Here is an 18646-nt window from a genome sequence, read left to right as displayed (position 1 = left end):
CTAGTGCGACGAGTACGCCACCACGCCACCGAAATGCGGAGAGGCCTGGCATGCCAAGCCGATCGACGCGTCACGCTGCCGCTCGCCCGCGCGTCCCGACAGCTGCAGGTAGCACTCGAGCATCTGCGGCACACCGTGCATGCGTCCGTTGCCCAGCGCACCGCCGCCCGACAGCGCGGGTACGGCGCCGGGTCGGTCGCTGTCGATCCCGCCGCTTTCGACGAACCGGTGTGCCTCCCCGACCGGACAGATGCCCAGCACTTCCAGCCAGAACCACACGAACGGCGAGAAGCCGTCGTACACCTGGGGCAGGTCGACATCCCCGATCGTCAATCCCGTTTGTCGCCACAGCCGTTGGGCTGTGTCGAAACCACCGTCGAGGATGTCGTCGAGCGGCCAATGAAGCGGCAGCCGCCGCAGGCCGCCGACACTGTTCGCGAAACCCGCCACATACACCGGGCGGTTCGGCGAGTCGGCCGCGCGATCCGCCGTCGTCAACACGAACGCGGCGACGCCGTCGACCGGTATGTCGCAGTCGAGCCGGCAGACCGGGTCCACGAGTGGGGGTTCGGCGAGGTACTGCTCCGCCGTCAGCGGCCGGCCGTGCCAGTAGGACCATCGCAGCCGCGCGCCGTTCTTCCGGGCTTCGGTCACCACGGCGGCCATCGACTCGCGGCGTGCGCCGAACCGCTGCAGGTACTCGTTGTACGGAAAAGCGATCATCGCCAGCGGGCCGAAGAACCCCTGTGGCGCCGTCCACTGCTGCGCACCGCGAGCCTCGCGCATCGCGCTGCCGTGATAACTGCCCGCCGGGTTGTGCAGGGCGCGGTGCACGATGACGTAGTCGGCCGCCCCGCTCTTCAGCGCGTTGACCGCCATGCCCACCGAGCCGCTGACCTGACCGATGCCGTCGAAGCCCGCGACGTACCGCGGTGTGGCTCCGAGGCTGCGCGCCAACCACATCGGCGAAACGATGCTGACGCCGTCCACCGGTTGATGCCCGCCCGCACTGGGTAACATGCTCGAGCCGACGTAACCGTCGACCAGGTCCACGGTCAGGCCGGCGTCGGCGATTGCGGCGCGCGCGGTATCGACCGCGAGCGCCCCGAGCGGACGCGCCGCTCGGCGCTCGATTGCGCTGTGCGCATAGCCCGCGATCGCGACGCGGTCGCGGCTCACGGTGCCAACTCGAACGCGGGTACGGCGATGTCCGCGTTCACGTCCTCGAACGCCACCACCACCCGTGCGCCGATGTGCAGTTCGGACCCGTCGGTACCGAGCAGTCGCCCGATCAGCCGCAGGTCGGGCTGTTCTTCGAGTTCGACGTCGACGAGGACGAACGGCACCTCGAAGCCCGGCAGAAAGGATTGGCGCACAACGGTCCACGATCGCACCACTCCCCGGCCGCTCACCGGGGTGAATTCGAAGCGCGGGTCGGTGCTGCCGCACGCCGTGCACAGAACGTCCGGCGGCAGCGCGAGGACTCCGCACACCGTGCACCGTGCGACCGTGAGGACATGCCGGGCCGCGGCGGCCCAGTACGGAGCAGAGGTGTCATCGGGCACCGGCACCGGACGCTGCGCGGTCACGGGATGACGCCCGCCTCGGCCAGACCGGTGATACGGTCCCAGTCGTATCCCAGCTCCAGCAGCACCGCCTCGGTGTGTTCACCGTGCTCGGGCGCACGGCGCAGCTTCGGCGGCTGTTCATCGAATTGCACTGGCACCGTGGGCAACCGATATGCGACATCGTCGTCGATGACCACGTCGCCGACGTAGGAGTTCGCGGCGACCTGAGGATCGTCGACGACCTCGTGAATGGTCTGGATCGGTGACCACGGCGCGTCCAGCGTCGCCAGCACCGCCTTCCACTCGTCGAGCGTCCGTTCGGCGAACAGCGCGTCGAGCTCGGCGATGCACGCCGCGGCATTCGCGCGCCGAGCCGCGAGGTCGGAGAACCTTGCATCCTCGCCCAGGTCGGGCCGGCCGACCGCGCGGCAAAAGTCGCCCCAGTACCGGTCGCCCTGCAAAAACATCAGCTGGATGTGCCTGTCGTCCTTGGTCCGGTACGTTGCGGTCAACGGGTTCACCTGCGGTCCACGCCCCCGAACCGGTTGTGCCTCCCCGCCGTTGAGGGCCGCCAGCAGATCTGACGACAGCATCCACATGGCGGTGGCCAGCAGCGAGACGTCCACCACCGAACCCGTCCCGGTGCGGGACCGTTTCAGCAGCGCGGCCGCGATGCCGAACCCCAGCGCCATCGCACCGTTGCGATCCCCCATCGCCCCGCGCTGGCTGATCGGGTAGTCCCGCTCGGCGGGGGTGAGCATGTGACCGACACCGCCGCGGGCCCAGAATGCCGAACTGTCGTAACCGGGTTGGTCGGCGTCGGGGCCGCGGACCCCGAACCCGTGCCCGCGGGCGTACACCAGGTGAGGGTGACGCTCGCGAACGGAGTCGGCGCCGAGGCCCAACCGTTCCAGCGCACCGGGACGCAGGCTGGTCAAAAGCACGTCGGCCGACGCGAGCAGATCGTCGAGCACCTTGATGCCCTCGGGTTTACGCAGGTCCATCGCGATCGAACGCTTACCCCGATTGGCCAGCGCCATCGACAGATTGACGCCACCCCGATCCGTTCCGATGCCCTGCGTGGCCAGCCCACGGTAGGGGTCGCCGTCGAGGCGTTCCACCCGCACCACGTCGGCACCCCAGTCGGCCAGCAGCGCACCGGCGACCGGCACGAACACCCACTGCGCGAGTTCGACGACGCGAACGCCGTCGAACGCGCCCTCGGCATCGATCACTTCAGGCAGCTGCCGGCATCGATGGGAAGTGGGACGCCGGTGATGTACCGCGACTCGTCGGAGGCCAGGAACAGCACCGCATTGCTGATGTCGGTCGCCTCCACCCACGGGATGGGCAGCATGTGGAACATCTGGCAGATCGGCTTGATGTCGTCGGCGCCGGGGTTCTCGAGATCGGGTCGAAACGCCCGGAACGTCGACTCGTTCAACAGCATCTCCGTGCCGACATGGGTGGGGTGCACCGAGTTCACCCGGATGTTGAACTGCCCCAGTTCGACCGCGAACGTCCGCATGAGCCCGACGACACCGTGTTTGGCGGTGACGTAGTGACCGACATGCGGGTAGGCCTTCAGGCCGCCTACCGAGCTCGTCAGGATCACCGACCCGCCCCGGCCGCCCGCCTTGATGTGCGGCACACCGGCCTTGACCGACTTCCACACGCCTGTCAGGTTGACGTCGATGGTCTGCTGCCAGCGCGGCTCGTCCATGTCGTCGAGCATCGCACCGGGGGTGCCGATGCCGGCGTTCGCGATCACGATGTCGAGCCGGCCGAGTTGCTCCACGCCGCCGTCGACGGCGGATCTCAGCGCGTCGAAGTCACAGACGTCGACCTCGGCGGTGACCACCCGACGGTCCAGCGCCTTGATCATGTCGGCGGTCTCGGCAAGATCGTCGGGTGACGATCCCGGTTCGGGGGTGTTATCGATGTGCCGGCAGATGTCGACCGCGATGATGTCGGCCCCTTCTTCGGCCAGCCGGACCGCGTGACTGCGGCCCTGGCCGCGGGCGGCGCCGGTGACGAACGCCACCTTGCCCGCAACTCGTCCCGTCATCGAAGCCTCCTCACAATCCGTGAAACTGTCGAACCTTGTGCCGCACCACGTACTTCTGCACCTTGCCGCTCGCCGTGCGAGGGAAGTCGTCGACCTCGTGCAGCTCTTCGGGCCACTTCTGACGCGCCAACCCGGCGGAGGAGAAATGCGCGCGCACGGCGTCACGGGTCGGCATCGGATGTCCGGGCCGCAGCCTCAACACCGCGGCGACGCGCTCGCCGAATGCGCGGTCGGGCGCGGCCACCACGACGGCCTCCGCCACGCCGCGCATGGCAAGCAACGCCTCTTCCACCTCGATCGCGCTGATGTTCTCACCACCCCGGATGATGACGTCGGCCTTACGGTCGGTGATGGTGAGGTACCCGTCGTCATCAAGGACGCCCACATCGCCGGTGCGGTACCAGCCGTCGGCGTCGAAGGCTGCGACCGATAGTTGCGGGTCGAGATAGCCGATGCACAGATCCGGTCCGCGAGAGAGGATTTCGCCGTCCGGGGCGATGCGGATCTCCACGCCCGGGCGCGCTTCGCCGTCGGTGTGCAAGCGCTTCTCCAACGGCGCGTCGGGCCGGGATCCGGTGATCGACGGGTGCTCCGTGCTGCCGTAGGAGCGCGTCACGACCAGTCCGAGGTCGGTGAGTCGCCGGGTCACCGCCACCGGCACCGCCGAGCCGCCGAGGCCCAGATATCGCATGTACCGAAGATGTTCCGACGTGAACCCAGGATGATCGAGCAGGCTGGTGATGAAATAGGTTGGGCCGCCGCCGAACCCGATCCCGTCGCGCTTCATGAGGTCCAGCACCAGGCCGGGATCCCACGTGTCGGACAGATGCACCGGAACGCCTTCGAGCACCGGGCACAGCAGCCCGCCCAGCATGCCGATGAAGTGGCCGACGGGCAGCGCCATCACCGAGCCCGCCGGATTCGGCGGGTGGTTGGCAGCAAGTTGGCGAATCTCGCACCCGAGCGACTGATGGCTGTGCACAACCCCTTTCGGATCGCGGGTGGTGCCCGAGGTGAAGGCGATCAGCGCAGGGCCCGCGGGATCGGTGTCGATCACCCCCGCCATGGGTGTCGACGCCAGCAGGTCGTCGAAGTCGCGGCCGACCACACCGACGATCGGGACGTCGGCGGCCAGGTCGGGCTCGTATGTCATCCGACCGAACTCTGTCGCGGTCACGAAGACCTTCGGACGCGCGGTGGTCAGGATGTGCGTGAGTTCCTTGCGCCCGTAGAAGTGCACGATCGGGACGACCACCGCGCCGAGCAGCGTGGCCGCCCAGAACGTCGCGGCGGCCTCCATCCAGTTCGGCAACTGGAACGCCACGACGTCGCCGGGCTGGACTCCACGGGCCCGCAGACCACCCGCCAGCCGGCGGGCCACCGTCTCCACGTCACCGAAAGTCCCGGCATAGGGGCGCGACGACGAGTAGACCCGAAATGGCAACTCCGGGTGCGCATCCAGCGCCTCGGCCAGCGATGAACCGAGCGTGTCGGGTGTCCACCATCCCTCGGCTTCGTATCGCCTCCGGAGGTCGGCGGGGACCGCCCGTGTCGCTTCGCTGAATACGCTCGTCACGGCAGCTCGTTCTCGGGGGCACGCGGGATGTGATGTCGCCGGCGAGCATGCCACAGCGCGGCCACAGTCGGTCGCGAAATCCGCGGACCCGACGGACCGTGAACCGACATCAGCATCCCCCGTGATCGGGCAGCACCGTTGCTGCCGAAGGCGGCCAAGAGACGGTGTGATCATAGCAACACTATTGCTTGACGAGAGTCATATTCTACTTTTACGTCGGGGTAATCAGTCAGATCCCCCCCGATGTGCGGCGTGGGTCGAAGATCGCGGGCCGGCGGGCCCTACACTCGGGCCATGAGCGGGCCCATCGGTCAGCTGACCCGGGGCACCACCGCCTACAACCGGTTGCGCCGCAGTGACCGTTGGCTCGTCCACGCGCCGCGGGTGCGCGCCACGCTGGCCGCCGCCGAGGACCCGCTGGTCATCGATCTCGGATACGGCGCCTTGCCGGTGACGACGCTGGAGCTTGCGGCGCGATTACGGGTGGTGCGCAACGATATTCGCGTCGTCGGGTTGGAGATCGACCCCGCCCGCGTGCAGGCGGCGCAGGCCGCGGGCACGGACGCGATCCGATTCGGCCGCGGCGGTTTCGAGCTGGCCGGCATGCGGCCGGTGCTGGTGCGGGCGTTCAACGTGTTACGCCAGTACCCGGTCGACGCGGTGCACGAGGCGTGGTCGACGATGCAACGCCAGCTCGCGCCGGGCGGACTCATCGTCGACGGCACCTGCGATGAGCTCGGACGGCGATGCTGCTGGATCCTGCTGGACGCCGACGGCCCGTTGAGCCTGACGCTGGCCTGCGATCCGTTCGCGATCGAGCAGCCGTCCGACCTCGCCGAACGGCTGCCGAAAGCGCTGATCCACCACAACGTCGACGGCCAGCCCGTACACGCGCTGTTGACCGCAGCCGACCGAGCGTGGGCCAGCGTCGCGGGCCATGGTGTGTTCGGCCCGCGGGTGCGGTGGCGCGCGATGTTGGATCTGTTGCGCGACAACGGCTTCCCGGTGGCTACAGCGCGCCGCCGCATGCGCGACGGGGTGCTGACCGTGCCGTGGTCCACCGTCGCGCCGTCCTGAAAGGCGGGCTACCGCGCTTCGGCGTTGCCCGCCAACACCGGAACGCCGTGCTCGATCTCCTCGGCAGTGACGTCGAGCGCGTCGTCGACGTCCTTGGCGAGCTGGATGTCCAGACCGCGCAGCTGCGCGGGCCGGGTCATCAGCGACACCGCGACGTAGGTGACGATCGAAGCGGCGAACGCGATGAACGTCGGCCAGCCGTCGAAACTGGCCGCGACGAGATCGTTCTGGACATACAGGATCGTGTTGTCGACACCGTAGATCGTCGGGGTCAGCACGAACAGCACCAGCCGGACGACCAGGCCCACCCCCATCGCGGCCATCGCCGCGGTGGTGGTGCCGCGCCGCCACACAAGCCCGAGGATGAACGGGACCACCAGGCACGCGAGCAGCAGGTCGAACGCGAGGGTGAGGAGGATCCCCGTCTGCTTGACGTAGATCGCCAGCGCGATCGAGAACACCGTCATCGGAACCATCGCGATGCGGGTGGCGCGCAACAGTGGATCGCGCTGACCGGGCACGTACACACGGCGGATCCCGCCGAGGTTGCGCACGCAGACGTTCGAGATCGCCAGGATCGCCCCGTTCGCGGTGCTCATCGACGCGCCGACGAGACCGCACAACACGATCACGGTGAGCACCGTCGGAGCGTACTCACCGAGCAACACGAAAAGCACTGGGCCGTCGAGATCTTCGGGAAGGAACGCCTTGGCGGCCAGCACCACCAGACCGAACGGCACGCAGATCGCGACCGTACCCGTCGCCGCCACGAAACACGCGCGGCGCGCGCTCGCCGGTGACTTCGCGGCGAACACTCGCTGCATGAAGTCGATCGCGACGATGTCGCCGATGCCGAGAGCGATCAGCGTTGCCCAGTTGATCACCGCGCCCTGCCCCGGGTCCGACAACTGCCCGAGCGCCAACGGGCCAGTACCCTCGGCGATCTCGAAGGTGTGCGTCGAGGCCATCCACACCAGCATGCCGACGGCGCCGATCAGGATCAGCGACATCTGGATGATCGCGGTGTATGCGTCGGCGATCAGCCCGCCGGTGCCGGTGTAAGCCACCGCGATTCCGGCGATCAGCACGACGCCCAGCCAGTACGGCATACCGAGGAAGTAGTTGAACAGGAAGCCGCCCGCGACCAGGTTGCCCGCCACCAGCATGCAGAACCCGACGGCCAGCAACGCGGACGCGCCGACCTCGACCGACCGTCCGAATCTGAGTCGGTAGTAGTCGGGAAACGACGTCAACCCCATGCGGTTCATCGGTTTGGCGAAGAACACACCGGTGATGGTCAGGCACAGGGCCAGCCCGAGCGGCAGGCTCGCACCGGCCCAGAAGCCGAATTCGTAGGCCAGGTCGGTGTTGCCGAGCGTGGCGTTGGTGTCGACGGCCGAACCCATCAACGCACCGCCGATCAGCCAATAGGGCAACATGCGGCCGCCGACAAGGAAATTCGAGCTGTCACCCTCGATGCGTTTGGACACGTAGAAACCGACGGCGACGACGACCACGATGCTGACGGCCACACCGAGAAGAATCATGTGGAGCTCCTTTACGCGATGGAGTCTCCCGGGCTTTTGTCCCGCCGTGGAACGTCCGCTGCGCCGCGGCCGCCTGCGTCTCTCGGACCAGCCCGCACACCGTGCGCGCGGCGGAACCCTAGACGCGCCTCACAGGTCAACGTGAGTCGCCGACTAGCGAAACCCCCGGCTGTTACGACCGACCGTTCGCCTCGTTACGGCTTTGTTGCGATTCCGGGTGGCGCATCGCGGCGGGTCGGAAAAGAATGAGCGGCAGGAGCCCATCGGCTTCCCGGACGAGGTGTGCCGTACCCGGTCAGCGACAAGACGGCGCGTGAGGAGCACCTTATGACCGACGACATGACCGACGAGAATGCGCCCCTCAACGCCGAAGGCGCCTGGGCACAACAGGCCGAGGCCCGGCTCTCCGACCGTCGCGAACGCGAGGAGATCGAACGCAGCCTGACGTTCGGCCTCGAGGCCGCCCCGACCATCAACGACCGCCGCATCTCGACGTTCGTACGCGGCGAGTTGCCGCACTTCGCCGGCGAGCGTGGCACCTTCCTCAAGTGTCCGTTCGTCGAGGACGTGAACGAGGTCGACGACGCCGAGGTCGCGATCTTCGGCGTCCCCCTCGACGCCGGCGCCACCTACCGTCCGGGCACCCGCTTCGGCCCGCAGGGAATTCGACGCTCCACGAACCTCTTCGGCACCTACAACTATGAGTCGGGCGTCGACCTTCGCGAACAGCTCAATATGGTCGACATCGGCGACGTGTTCACGATCCCCGGGAATCTCGAGAAGTCCTTCGACCAGATCAGCCAGGCCATGGCGCACGTGGTGAGCAAGGGCGTCATGCCGGTCGTGCTGGGCGGCGACCATTCGATCGGCTTCCCCACCATCCGTGGAATGGCCCCGTACCTGGACGGCAACGTCGGGATCATCCACTTCGACCGCCACGTCGACACGCAGGAGACCGACCTCGACGAGCGCATGCACACCACGCCGTGGTTCCACGCGACCAACATCAAGAACGCCCCGGCCACCAACCTCGTGCAGATTGGCATCGGCGGGTGGCAGGCCCCACGCGCCGGTGTGAAGGTCGGGCGCGAACGGCAGTCGACCGTGATCACCGTCGGTGACGTCGAACGGGTCGGCATCGAGAAGATCGCCGAGATGGCGCTCGAGGTCGCGTGGAAGGACGCCAAGGCGGTGTATCTGTCCTTCGACATCGACGTGATCGACGCCGGATTCGTCCCGGGCACGGGCTGGCCGGAGCCCGGCGGGCTGTTACCGCGCGAGGCGCTGAACCTGGTCAAGATGGTCTCCGAACCGGGCCTGGCCGGTATCGAGGTCGTCGAGTGCTCACCGCCGTACGACTGGGCCGAGCAGACCGCGCTGATGAGCTCGCGGGTGATCCTCGACAGCCTCGCCGCACAGGTGCGTTCCGGGAAGCTGGGCAACAAGGCGGCGGCGCTGCCCCGGCCGGCCTGGGGGCCGTAGCGCCGTAGGCTGGGCCGTATGCGGATTGCCCTCGCGCAGATCCTCAGTGGGACCGACCCGTCGGCGAACCTCGGGCTGGTCGAGGACTACACCCGCCGAGCCGCCGACGCCGGCGCGCGGATGGTGCTGTTCCCAGAAGCCACGATGTGCCGGTTCGGGGTACCGCTCGCTCCGGTCGCCGAACCGCTCGACGGGCCGTGGGCCTCGGGCGTGCGGGCCATCGCCGAGCGCGCGGGCATCGTCGTCGTCGCAGGCATGTTCGTACCGTCGGGTGACGGACGCGTGCTCAACACGCTGATCGCCGCCGGGGACGGCGTCGACGCGCACTACGAGAAGATCCACCTCTACGACGCGTTCGGGTTCACGGAGTCCAAGACCGTGGCCCCCGGGCACGAACCCGTGCTGATCGACGTCGACGGTGGCTCGGGACCAGTGTCTGTCGGCCTGACGCTGTGCTACGACGTGCGCTTCCCCGAGTTGTACGTCGAGCTGGCCGAGCGCGGGGCCGAGTTGATCACCGTGCACGCGTCGTGGGGCAGCGGCGCGGGCAAGCTCGACCAGTGGACGCTGCTGGCGCGGGCCCGCGCCATCGACACGACCGGCTTCGTCGCCGCGGTCGATCAGGGCCGCCCCGACCCCGAGATCGCGGCGCTCGGCCCGACCGGTGTGGGGGGCAGCCTGGTGGCGTCCCCGACCGGCGACGTCCTGGCCGGCGCGGGCGACGACCCGCAGTTGCTGGTGACCGACATCGATCTGGATGCTGGGCGCAAGGTGCGCGAGACGATAGCGGTGTTGCGCAACCGCGCGGACTTTGCTCGCCGCGGTAAGGCAGAATCGCGGTCGTGACCGACCCGTGGGCCCGCCCGAACCAGCCGTCGCCGCAACAGGGCCAGGTCCCCCCGACTCAGCCCGCCCAGGTGCCCGCACCACACCAGGGCCAGGCTCCCCCGCCTGACCAGGGGCTTCCCCCGCATGGCCCGCCACCTGGGCAGACCCCGCCGCCGGGACCGCAGGGCCCGCAGGGGCCGACGGAGCCACCGCGCTCCGAATCCAAGCTCAGGGGTCTCCTGCGCGATCCGCTGTCGATCGTGCTGGTCGTCGTCATCGTGGTGGCGCTGGTCCTGGCCGGTTTGCTGGCCGGTGAGCTGTACGCCCGCCACCGCGCGGATACGGTGGTCGCCGGTGTCACGTCATGCGTCGTCGAAGACGAGGCGAGTGCATCGTTCGGCGTCACGCCGCCGTTCCTGATCCAACACATGACCGGCCATTACACGAACATCCACGTCGAGACGGCCGGGAACCAGATCCGTGATGCCAAGGGCATGAAGGTCGTGCTGTCCATTCAGGACGTCCGCCTCGAGGACACGCCCACCTCGGGCGGCACAGTCGGCTCACTCGTCGCGGACATCGACTGGTCCTCCGACGGTATCCGGCGCACCATCTCCGATTCCATTCCGATCATCGGCGCATTCGTCTCCGGCGTCTCGACCAACCCGTCCGACGGCACGATCGAGCTGGAGGGCGCGCTGGGCGGCATCAAGGCGCGGCCGACGGTCGCCGACGGCGGCATCTCGTTGCAGGTGGTTTCGCTGACCGGGCTCGGTTTCACGCTGCCGCGCGAGACCGTGCAACCGGCGCTGGACGCGTTCACCTCCGAGCTGACGAAGAACTACCCGATGGGCATCAAGGCCGATTCGGTGAAGGTCACCGACGACGGTGTCGAGAGCCGGTTCTCGACGCGTAACGCCGACATCCCGAAGGACCAGGACGATCCTTGCTTCGCGGCACTGTGATCGTCAGTCGGTGACGCCGCCCCACCGGAAACTGTTGACGTACTTGCCCATATCCATCGCCAGTTGCAGGTTGGCGCCGGAGGGGTGGCCGGTGCCGAAGTCGGGGCTGAACGCACGGTACGGCCCGATCGCCGAGGCCACCAACGCATAATCGTTCTTGACGGCGACCATCACGATCAGCCGGAGCCGGGTGAAGCTGCCGCTGGCGTCCTGTGGATAGTCGTCGGCGACGACGCCGTAGCCGGGCTCGTAGCCGACCATCGCGTTGGGAATCTCGTATTCCGTTGTGGCGTCGGGGTAGTACTCGTCGATCAGGTCCTCGGCGATCTGCTTTGCCGTCCGGTTGTCGGCGGGCAGGCCGAACAACTCGAGGGTGCCGGTGTCCCCGCCGGTGAACTCGAGCTCGACGCCGTCGGGGTTGAGCGTGGCCTCGTACGCGCTACCCGGGCCCGGATACTGCACGGAGAACGAACCGTCGGCGGCATAGAAGCGTGGATTCGACTCGATGGGTTCGCCGATCGGTGGCCGTCCGCAGTCCGGCGGACACACGATCTTCGGAATGTCCGGTGTGGTCAGCACGGCCGCCACCGCACCGGCCGCGGCCACGATGACGGCGCCGACGCCGAGCGTGGCCAACACCCGGGCGCGCCCGTCGCGGCCAGCCCGCGGTTCCACCGCTCCGTCCGCCGAGTCCTGTACGACGCGGAGCGCAGCCAATGCCACCGCGGCAACCGCGACGTGCACCGCGAGCTGCACGGCATGCGGGACGGGGGCGTACTCGGCGACGCCGGTGATCGCGTAAAGCAGCAGTGTCGCAACGACAGTCGCCGCAACTGCTCGGCGCCTGCCCGCCCATAGTGCGATCCCCACGGACCCGCCGAGGGCGAGCGCCGTCAGCGGCAGGATGAGGCCTTGGATACCGGCCTGCACCATGAGCGCGCTGACCCAGAGGTCTTCGGCCCTGACGCCCGTCGCGAATTGCGGGGCCAGCCTCACCAGGGTCGCCGCGGTCGTGAAGACGACGGCGCTCAACGCGCCGATCGCATAGCCGTCCAGCGGGGTGTGGGCCGCCGGCCGCCGCAGACGCAGCAGTGTCGGTGGAATCAGCATCAGCAATGCGCCGCCGACCGGTATCACGGTGCCGGTCAACAGTTTCTCGCGGTCGAACTCGCCACCGCTGAGAGCGACGTCGTGTGCCTCGGCGACGATTCTGCCGGTGGCCAGCGCCCACCCGAGACCGAGGAGCGCGGCGAGTAGGGCGGCCATCACCAACGGCCGAGCACGGCCGGTGCCCGCTTGACGGAGATAGACCGCGAACACCAGCGTCACGCCGACCGCGGCGAGCGCGATCAGGGGCGCCTGCCACCGCAGCGCCGCCAGGACGACGAGCAGCGCGGTATGCCCCACGAGCGTCAGCCCAAGCGTCGTTCTCGACGAGGCCGTGAGATCCGGGAAAAGGATGCCCGTCAACGGTTTTCGCCACCGATACCGGCGGCGTGACGGCGCTTCGGTCAACGCGACGTCTTCTGGAGGTCGAGAAGGTTGCGGGCGAGGTTCTCGGTGTTCGGAGTGCCGATGCCCGTTACCAGGTCGTAGCCCGGCATCGCCAGGTCGACGGCATTACCGCCCTTGCCCACATCGCGGAAGCCGGGCAGTCGCGACCCCGAAGCCACCTGGTACAGCAGGGGATTCAGGTTGCCCACCGGCCGTCCGCCGTTGGCCACCAGGTACTGATTCATCAGCACTGTGAGCGCCGCCCAGATCGGGGCCGATTGCGACGTGCCACCACCGACCACCTCGCGCTGGCCGAAGATGAACCGCCCACCGGTGAACGGATCGGCGACCGCAGCGACGTCGGGAAGCAGACGGCGACCCTCGGTGTCACGCTCGACGCGCAGATTGCCCTGCCATGCCGGGCGGGCGAACAGTTTCGACACCCCACCGCTACTGCCCTGTGACAGCGGAGAATCCACCCATGCGTGCTCACCCAACCACTGCCCGCGCGTGCCCGTCGACAGTGTGGTGCCTCCGACGGACGTCATCGTCGGCAGCGAGGCGACTGCGTCGACACCGATGTCCTCCGGCCCAGGCGGGGCCGACCATCGTTCGCCGCCTTTGCATTCCAGACCGGCGGTGTCCCCGCTGGCGTCGAACGCCGTCGTACCGCGCCGCTGCGCGGCCATCAGTGCGGCTTCGACCGGTGCCAGATCGGCTGCGGTGGCGAACGCCTCACATCCCCACCCGATCGACAGGCTCCACACCGCCCCCGGGTAGTCGCGATCGACCTGCTCGAACAGCTTCCCGAGCTTTTCGTACGTGCCGTCGCCCTCCACGGTCGGCCTGGCGTTGACCACGACGAGCCGTGCATCGGGCGCAATCGCGTGCGCCACTTGCAGATCCATGGCCGTCTCACCGTGCACCTCGGACGGTTTGCCGCCGACGATCTCCGGCGTGAACCGCGGTAGACCCGACGTGTCGGCGAACAGGTCGAGGTCCTCCTGCTCGACGCTGTCGAACGCGAAGATGACGATCGTCGCGCCCTCACCGGTGAAGCCGGCGTCGGCCAGTGGCGTTGCGTTGTATGCCGACAGCAGCCCGTCGGGTGCCAGCCCGCCCTTGGGCACGTCGAGCGGAACGACGTCGGGTCGCTTCATGCGGTACGGGGTGTAGCTCATGATCCGACCGACGGCAGTGACGTTGTCACGCAATTGCGGCGGTATCGCCGGCTGCTCCGGCGATGCGTAGAACTCTTCACCCTTCGGGGACCGGTAGTCACGCACGGGCACCGAAAAGGCGCGTGCGAGATCCCCGGCGCCGCCCTCGACGATCGCCCATCCGTCACCGGGCCGCCAGCGCACCCACAAATTGCGCGCGTCGGCCCAGCCCATAAGGGCCGCGGGACGATCCAGTCCATCGAGCGTGACCGTGACTTGGGCGTCCGCCGAACGTGACGGCCCCAAATCGGTCGAGCTCGAAAGCAGGGCCGCGTACGGCCCGGAAATCACCGCCGGGGTGCGCGATGCACACGCACCCGACGCTGCGATCAGCAGCGCGGCGGCGACTAGGGCCCAGAACCAGTGGGCCCGGCTCCTACTGGCCGTGAGGACCGCGGTGTCGACCGGGCGTCGGTCCCGGTGCCGGCGGCGCGTGGACCGTCGGCGAGAACGGGTTCGGCTCATCGGGATTGATGCGCGGTGCCTTCTCCGTCGGAGTGGCGGGAGGCGGCGCTGTCGTGGTTGTGGTGGTGGTCGTCGTCGTTGTGGTCGACGTCTCCGGCGCCTTCTCTTCTTCCTTGGCGCAGCCAGCAGTGAACACGCCCGTAGCGAGCACCGCAGTGAGTCCTGCCCCGGCGAGTGTTCGACGAAGCAAACCAGTGTGGGTCGTCATGATCAGATCCTATCCACGGTTTCCCGTGCGCAGATGCGTATGGTTTTACCTGTCGGGGGCGTCCGCAATCATACGGCAAATTTCCGCAAACCGCGTAAATTACTGTGTGCGGTCGAATTTCGGCCAGCCGTCCAGCACCGCCCTGGTCCCCGACAGCCCCAACCGCGTCGCACCGGCGTCCAGCATCGCGATCGCATCCGCAGCGGTTCGGATCCCGCCACTGGCTTTGACCTGCGGACCGACCGTCGCCATCAGTTCCACGGCACGCACCGACGCACCGCCCGCGGGGTGAAATCCCGTGGAGGTCTTCACGAAATCGGCACCGGCATCCGCGGCTGCCCGACATGCCGCCAGCAACGTCTGCTCGTCTCCGAGTTGCAGTAATGCGGCCGATTCGACAATCACTTTGAGCTTCACGCGGGCGCCGATCGCGGCACGCACCGCGTCCACGTCGGCCCACACCGCGGCGAAGTCACCGTGCAATGCGGCGCCCACATCGATCACCATGTCGATCTCGCCGGCGCCGTCGTCGACCGCGCGACGCGCCTCCTCGGCCTTGATCGCCGAAAAGTGTTTTCCGGAGGGGAATCCGACCACCGCGCACACCAATTGCGACGCCGAACCGGACCGCTTGGCGATCGAGACCATCGAGGGCGATACGCAGACGGCGTAGACCCCGAGCGCCGCGGCCTCCGCCGCGAGCGCGGCGATGTCGTCTTCGGTCGCTTCGGGTTTGAGCAGTGTGTGGTCGACCAGTCGGGCGACCTCGTCGCGTCGATAGCCGCCGGCCATCAGAACGGTTCTTCGGTGCCGCCGGGGTTGCAGCCGGTTTCGACCATCTGCTCGTAGGGGACCTCGGGGCGCCACGGCTCCAGGTTCCAACTGGTCTTGCCGGGCTGGTAGTGCTCGGCGAACTCCCAGTGGCAGATGAACTGCGGCTTCATTCCCGGGATGTCCGCATCGGGCGAGAGCGCCAGCACCTCGGCCCACGCCTGTTCGCCCGCAGCGGAAGTGGCCAATCCGGAGGCTTGGCGGCCCGCCGGCGTCGGATACACCCGCAGAGAGGACAGATCGCCCCATTTGGCCCACTCGACGTGGTCGACGAACGGCGGGGCGGGAAGCGCCGGGTTCGCCGGGTCTGCCGAAACCGCCGGGGCCGTCAGCGCAGGCGCGAACACGCCGGCCGCCAGGACGGCGACCGCTAGAAAACGTCGCATTACCGGGACTTCCCCTGGACCTCGAGCAGCTTGGGACGGACGTCGACCAGATAGACGCCGGACGCGACCGCGGCGATGGCGGGGCCCATGACGGAACCGAGGACCAGCGCGAGCAACCCAGCGACGCCGAGGATCACCAGCCAGACCGGCTTGGTCAGCTTGTCTGCGGCCGGGTAGGCATCCTGCCGCTGCATCGCCGCGTGGACGAACGCGTACACCGTCGTGACGAGCACGGCGATCTGCAAAAAGAAGAGGACGTAACCCACCAAGCCTTGGAGCTGCACGCTTCAAGACTAAGCGGGTTACGTCCCCTCGGTCGACTTTGGGCCATCAGACCCGCTGTCGAGTGTTACTTCTGGGTGACCTTCTTGGCCGCCGCCTTCTTGGCAGGAGCCTTCTTGGCGGGGGCCTTCTTGGCCGGAGCCTTGGCCGGGGCCTTCTTGGCGGTGTTCTTCACCGGCGCGGCGCCCTTCTCGGCCTTCTTCGGCAGCTCGACGCCGACCAGCTTGGCGGCCCGCTCACCCACGGCACGGGTCTGCGCGGCCACGTTGCCCAGGGCCTCCTGGGTCAGCTCGACGGCCTGGTCGGTGTATCCCTCGACGCGGCCGGCGGCCTCGCTGATGCCCGGTTGGCTGCGCAGACGCTCGAGAGCGGCCTCGCCGCGCTCGACGAGCTTGTTGTAGGTGGTCTGCGCGGCCTCGGCGTAGGTCTCGGCGAACTTGCGCAGCTCCTCGGAGCTCAGCCGCTCGCGGAGCTCACCGAACTGCGTCGGCAGGTCCTCCTGCAGCCGGTCGATGCGCGCACGGGTCTCCTCGACGCGGCTGCGCGAGTCGGTGCGGGCGTCGTCCGCGCGCTCACGAAGCGTCGCGACGATCTCGTTGACCCGCTCGAGGGCGAGGTCTGCGGCACCGACGGCGGCGAGCAGCGGCGCCTTCAGGTCGTCGACGGTGGGCTGGTTCTTGGCGGGGGTGTTCTTGGCCATGGTGTTCCTTCCTCCAGGATGTCGTTCGATTGCAGTGGTGATCAGAAGATGGAGTCTCTATTCAGTCGTCAGCCCCTCTTCTGTCTCGCTGCCGGACTCGCTAACTTCGGCCTCGTTCTGCTGGCAGAACGACGTGTAGATGTCGAGCAGCACCTGCTTCTGGCGCTCGGTGATCGCCGCGTCGTTGACGATGGCGTCGCGCACCTCGCTCTTCTCGCTGGGCTCGAGAATCCCGGCCCGCACATAGAGCACCTCCGCCGACAGCCGCAACGCCTTGGCGATTTGGTTCAGTACGTCCGCGGAGGGTTTCCGCAATCCCCGCTCGATCTGGCTGAGGTAGGGATTGCTGACGCCGGCCTTCTCGGCCAGCTGTCGTACGGATACCTGAGCGGCCTCGCGTTGCGTTCGGATGAACGTGCCGATGTCCTGCGCGGCGGTCTGTGCAGCGTTGGACACGACGACGGCAAGATTGTCATCCTGCGACATGCGAAGCCCTCCGTGCATCGGGTATCCAATAAGCGACGTCCCTACCGTACGACGGAGTGCTAACTTTTGCAAGCACTAGTTAGCGCAGGTCAGAACATAAGTTGGGCTATCGAATAGATGACGAGGCCCGCGAGTGCACCTACCACGGTGCCATTGATCCGGATGAACTGCAGATCGCGTCCGACATGGAGTTCGATGCGGCGACTGGCCTCGTCGGCGTCCCACCGCTCGATGGTGTCGGTGATGATCGCGGTGATCTCGACGCCGTATTCGGCGACCAGGTGCTGAGCCGCCCGGATGATCCAGTTGTCGACCTTGTCGCGCAGGTCGGCGTCGTCGCGCAGCGACTCCCCGATGAGCATCACCGAATCCGCGATCCGGGTGCGCAGCGTGGATGAGGGGTCGTCGACCGACTCGAACAGGATGCGTTTGGCCGCGGTCCATGCGGTCTCGGCGGCGCGGGCGACCTCGTCGCGCGCCATGACCTGTTCCTTGACGTTCTCGGCCCGCTCGATGGTGGCCTCGTCGTGCTGGAGGTCGTCGGCGAACTCGAACAGGAACCGGGTGGCCGAGCGCCGTAGTTCGTGGTCGGGGTTGCGGCGCACCTTATCGGTGAAGTCCATCAATTCGCGGTGGATTCGGTCGCCGACGAGGTGGTCCACCCAGCGCGGGGACCAGGTGGGCGAATCGCGTTCGATCACCCGGTCGATGACGGGTCCGGCGTTGAGCGACCACTGGAAGGCGCGGTCGGCGAGCAGTTGCAGCAGGGCCTCCTGCCGGTGTTCGGCCAGCAGCGTGGACAGCACGCGGCCCACGGGCGGACCCCATTGCGGTTCGGCGATGCGCTTGACGATCATCCGGTCGAGCACGGCCTGAACGTCCTCGTCGCGCAGCATCTCCACGAGAACCCGCAGCACAGTCGCGGTCTCGGCGGCCACCCGTTCGGCGTGTGCCCGATCGGAGAGCCATTTGCCGAGCCGGCCGGCGACATCGGCGTCGCGCAACTTGGTCGACACGACTTCGGGCGACAGGAAGTTCTCGCGAACGAAGGTGCCGAGGCCCTCTCCGAGCTGGTCTTTCTTGCGCTTGATGATCGCGGTGTGCGGGATCGGAATGCCGAGCGGGTGCTTGAACAACGCGGTGACCGCGAACCAGTCCGCGAGCGCGCCGACCATGCCCGCCTCCGCGGCCGCGCGTACGAAGCCGACCCATCCGGGCGCACCGCCCGTGGACTGGGCCCACGTACAGAGCAGGAAGACGACGGTGGCACCGATCAGGAAGCTCAGCGCGACGACTTTCATGCGCCGCAGGGCGCGGCGGCGTTCCGCGTCGGCGGCGGAGTCGGCCCCGGCTAGGGACTCGGCGAAGCTTCTCCGCGGAGCGGTCGGAGCCGTCGGTGCGGGTCGTCCGGCGCTCGGTCTGTGTGCCACTCCTCCATCATCCGCTACGACGCGCAGGGCCCC

General features: G+C 68.0%; 19 protein-coding genes and 2 riboswitches. Of the genes, 4 read left to right on the top strand and 15 right to left on the bottom strand.

Features of this window, described 5'->3' with window-relative positions; genetic code table 11:
* From A5650_RS09480 to A5650_RS09460, 5 genes are read right to left on the bottom strand one after another with little or no spacing between them, the layout of a single operon-like run.
* A complete protein-coding gene (locus A5650_RS09480) occupies positions 1–1179 on the bottom strand; it encodes a thiolase family protein (RefSeq protein ID WP_067289522.1) in 1179 nt (392 codons plus the stop codon).
* Positions 1176–1589 carry a Zn-ribbon domain-containing OB-fold protein gene (locus A5650_RS09475; protein WP_067289519.1) on the bottom strand — a complete coding sequence of 138 codons (414 nt, stop codon included), beginning with the start codon at positions 1587–1589 and terminating at the stop codon, positions 1176–1178. The genes A5650_RS09480 and A5650_RS09475 overlap by 4 nt, the downstream gene beginning before the upstream one ends.
* Positions 1586–2800, bottom strand: a complete 1215-nt coding sequence (locus A5650_RS09470) for a CaiB/BaiF CoA transferase family protein (protein ID WP_067289757.1) — start codon at positions 2798–2800, stop codon at positions 1586–1588. Before A5650_RS09470 ends, A5650_RS09475 begins: the two co-directional genes overlap by 4 nt.
* Positions 2800–3636 (bottom strand): mycofactocin-coupled SDR family oxidoreductase, encoded by an 837-nt coding sequence (locus A5650_RS09465; RefSeq protein ID WP_067289516.1) that lies wholly within the window; start codon positions 3634–3636, stop codon positions 2800–2802. Before A5650_RS09465 ends, A5650_RS09470 begins: the two co-directional genes overlap by 1 nt.
* Before the next feature lie 10 nt (positions 3637–3646).
* Positions 3647–5212, bottom strand: coding sequence for an AMP-binding protein (locus tag A5650_RS09460; RefSeq protein ID WP_067289513.1), 1566 nt, complete (start codon positions 5210–5212; stop codon positions 3647–3649).
* 294 nt (positions 5213–5506) lie between these two features.
* Between A5650_RS09460 and A5650_RS09455 the strand changes: the two genes are divergently transcribed.
* Entirely contained in the window at positions 5507–6289 is a 783-nt protein-coding gene (locus A5650_RS09455) for a methylase (protein WP_067289510.1), read from the top strand.
* An 8-nt stretch (positions 6290–6297) separates the two neighbouring features.
* Here the strand turns inward: A5650_RS09455 and A5650_RS09450 are convergent, their stop codons facing one another.
* Positions 6298–7836, bottom strand: coding sequence for a high affinity choline transporter 1 (locus A5650_RS09450; protein ID WP_067289507.1), 1539 nt, complete (start codon positions 7834–7836; stop codon positions 6298–6300).
* A 23-nt stretch (positions 7837–7859) separates the two neighbouring features.
* Positions 7860–7969, bottom strand: a riboswitch (guanidine-I (ykkC/yxkD leader).
* 119 nt (positions 7970–8088) lie between these two features.
* Positions 8089–8152, top strand: a riboswitch (guanidine-III (ykkC-III) riboswitch).
* A gap of 11 nt (positions 8153–8163) precedes the next feature.
* On the opposite strand from A5650_RS09450, the gene A5650_RS09445 reads away from it, so the two are divergent.
* The 3 genes from A5650_RS09445 to A5650_RS09435 are packed head-to-tail and all read left to right on the top strand — an operon-like array spanning position 8164 to position 11111.
* Complete coding sequence (locus A5650_RS09445; protein ID WP_231992581.1) at positions 8164–9318, top strand: agmatinase family protein; 1155 nt, start codon at positions 8164–8166, stop codon at positions 9316–9318.
* 18 nt (positions 9319–9336) lie between these two features.
* Positions 9337–10164, top strand: a complete 828-nt coding sequence (locus A5650_RS09440) for a carbon-nitrogen hydrolase family protein (protein ID WP_067289504.1) — start codon at positions 9337–9339, stop codon at positions 10162–10164.
* Positions 10161–11111: an LmeA family phospholipid-binding protein gene (locus A5650_RS09435; RefSeq protein WP_067289501.1), complete on the top strand. Its 951-nt coding sequence runs from the start codon at positions 10161–10163 to the stop codon at positions 11109–11111. The genes A5650_RS09440 and A5650_RS09435 overlap by 4 nt, the downstream gene beginning before the upstream one ends.
* A gap of 3 nt (positions 11112–11114) precedes the next feature.
* Here the strand turns inward: A5650_RS09435 and A5650_RS09430 are convergent, their stop codons facing one another.
* The 9 genes from A5650_RS09430 to A5650_RS09395 all read right to left on the bottom strand — a co-directional run bounded on the left by A5650_RS09430 (position 11115) and on the right by A5650_RS09395 (position 18640).
* Entirely contained in the window at positions 11115–12518 is a 1404-nt protein-coding gene (locus tag A5650_RS09430) for a zinc ribbon domain-containing protein (RefSeq protein ID WP_231992580.1), read from the bottom strand.
* Between the two features lie 104 nt (positions 12519–12622).
* Entirely contained in the window at positions 12623–14290 is a 1668-nt protein-coding gene (locus tag A5650_RS09425; protein WP_502687061.1) for a S53 family peptidase, read from the bottom strand.
* A complete protein-coding gene (locus A5650_RS26360; protein ID WP_082950687.1) occupies positions 14202–14498 on the bottom strand; it encodes a hypothetical protein in 297 nt (98 codons plus the stop codon). The genes A5650_RS09425 and A5650_RS26360 overlap by 89 nt, the downstream gene beginning before the upstream one ends.
* Before the next feature lie 99 nt (positions 14499–14597).
* A complete protein-coding gene (deoC, locus tag A5650_RS09420) occupies positions 14598–15290 on the bottom strand; it encodes a deoxyribose-phosphate aldolase (protein ID WP_067289499.1) in 693 nt (230 codons plus the stop codon).
* Positions 15290–15715, bottom strand: coding sequence for a DUF2599 domain-containing protein (locus A5650_RS09415; RefSeq protein WP_067289495.1), 426 nt, complete (start codon positions 15713–15715; stop codon positions 15290–15292). The genes deoC and A5650_RS09415 overlap by 1 nt, the downstream gene beginning before the upstream one ends.
* Positions 15715–15999 (bottom strand): DUF2516 family protein, encoded by a 285-nt coding sequence (locus tag A5650_RS09410; RefSeq protein ID WP_067088547.1) that lies wholly within the window; start codon positions 15997–15999, stop codon positions 15715–15717. The genes A5650_RS09415 and A5650_RS09410 overlap by 1 nt, the downstream gene beginning before the upstream one ends.
* 65 nt (positions 16000–16064) lie before the next feature.
* Positions 16065–16697, bottom strand: a complete 633-nt coding sequence (locus A5650_RS27670) for a heparin-binding hemagglutinin (RefSeq protein ID WP_067289491.1) — start codon at positions 16695–16697, stop codon at positions 16065–16067.
* 57 nt (positions 16698–16754) lie between these two features.
* Positions 16755–17183, bottom strand: coding sequence for a helix-turn-helix domain-containing protein (locus A5650_RS09400; protein WP_067289486.1), 429 nt, complete (start codon positions 17181–17183; stop codon positions 16755–16757).
* Positions 17184–17272: 89 nt separating this feature from the next.
* On the bottom strand, positions 17273–18640 hold the full coding sequence (locus A5650_RS09395) for a DUF445 domain-containing protein (protein WP_197501829.1): 1368 nt from the start codon (positions 18638–18640) through the stop codon (positions 17273–17275).
* Positions 18641–18646: the final 6 nt, after the last annotated feature.

Source organism: Mycobacterium sp. 1164985.4 (genome assembly GCF_001668575.1).
Classification (GTDB): Bacteria; Actinomycetota; Actinomycetes; order Mycobacteriales; family Mycobacteriaceae; genus Mycobacterium.
The sequence above is the reverse complement of the archived record's forward strand: the minus strand, read 5'-3'. Positions and strand labels throughout refer to the sequence as shown.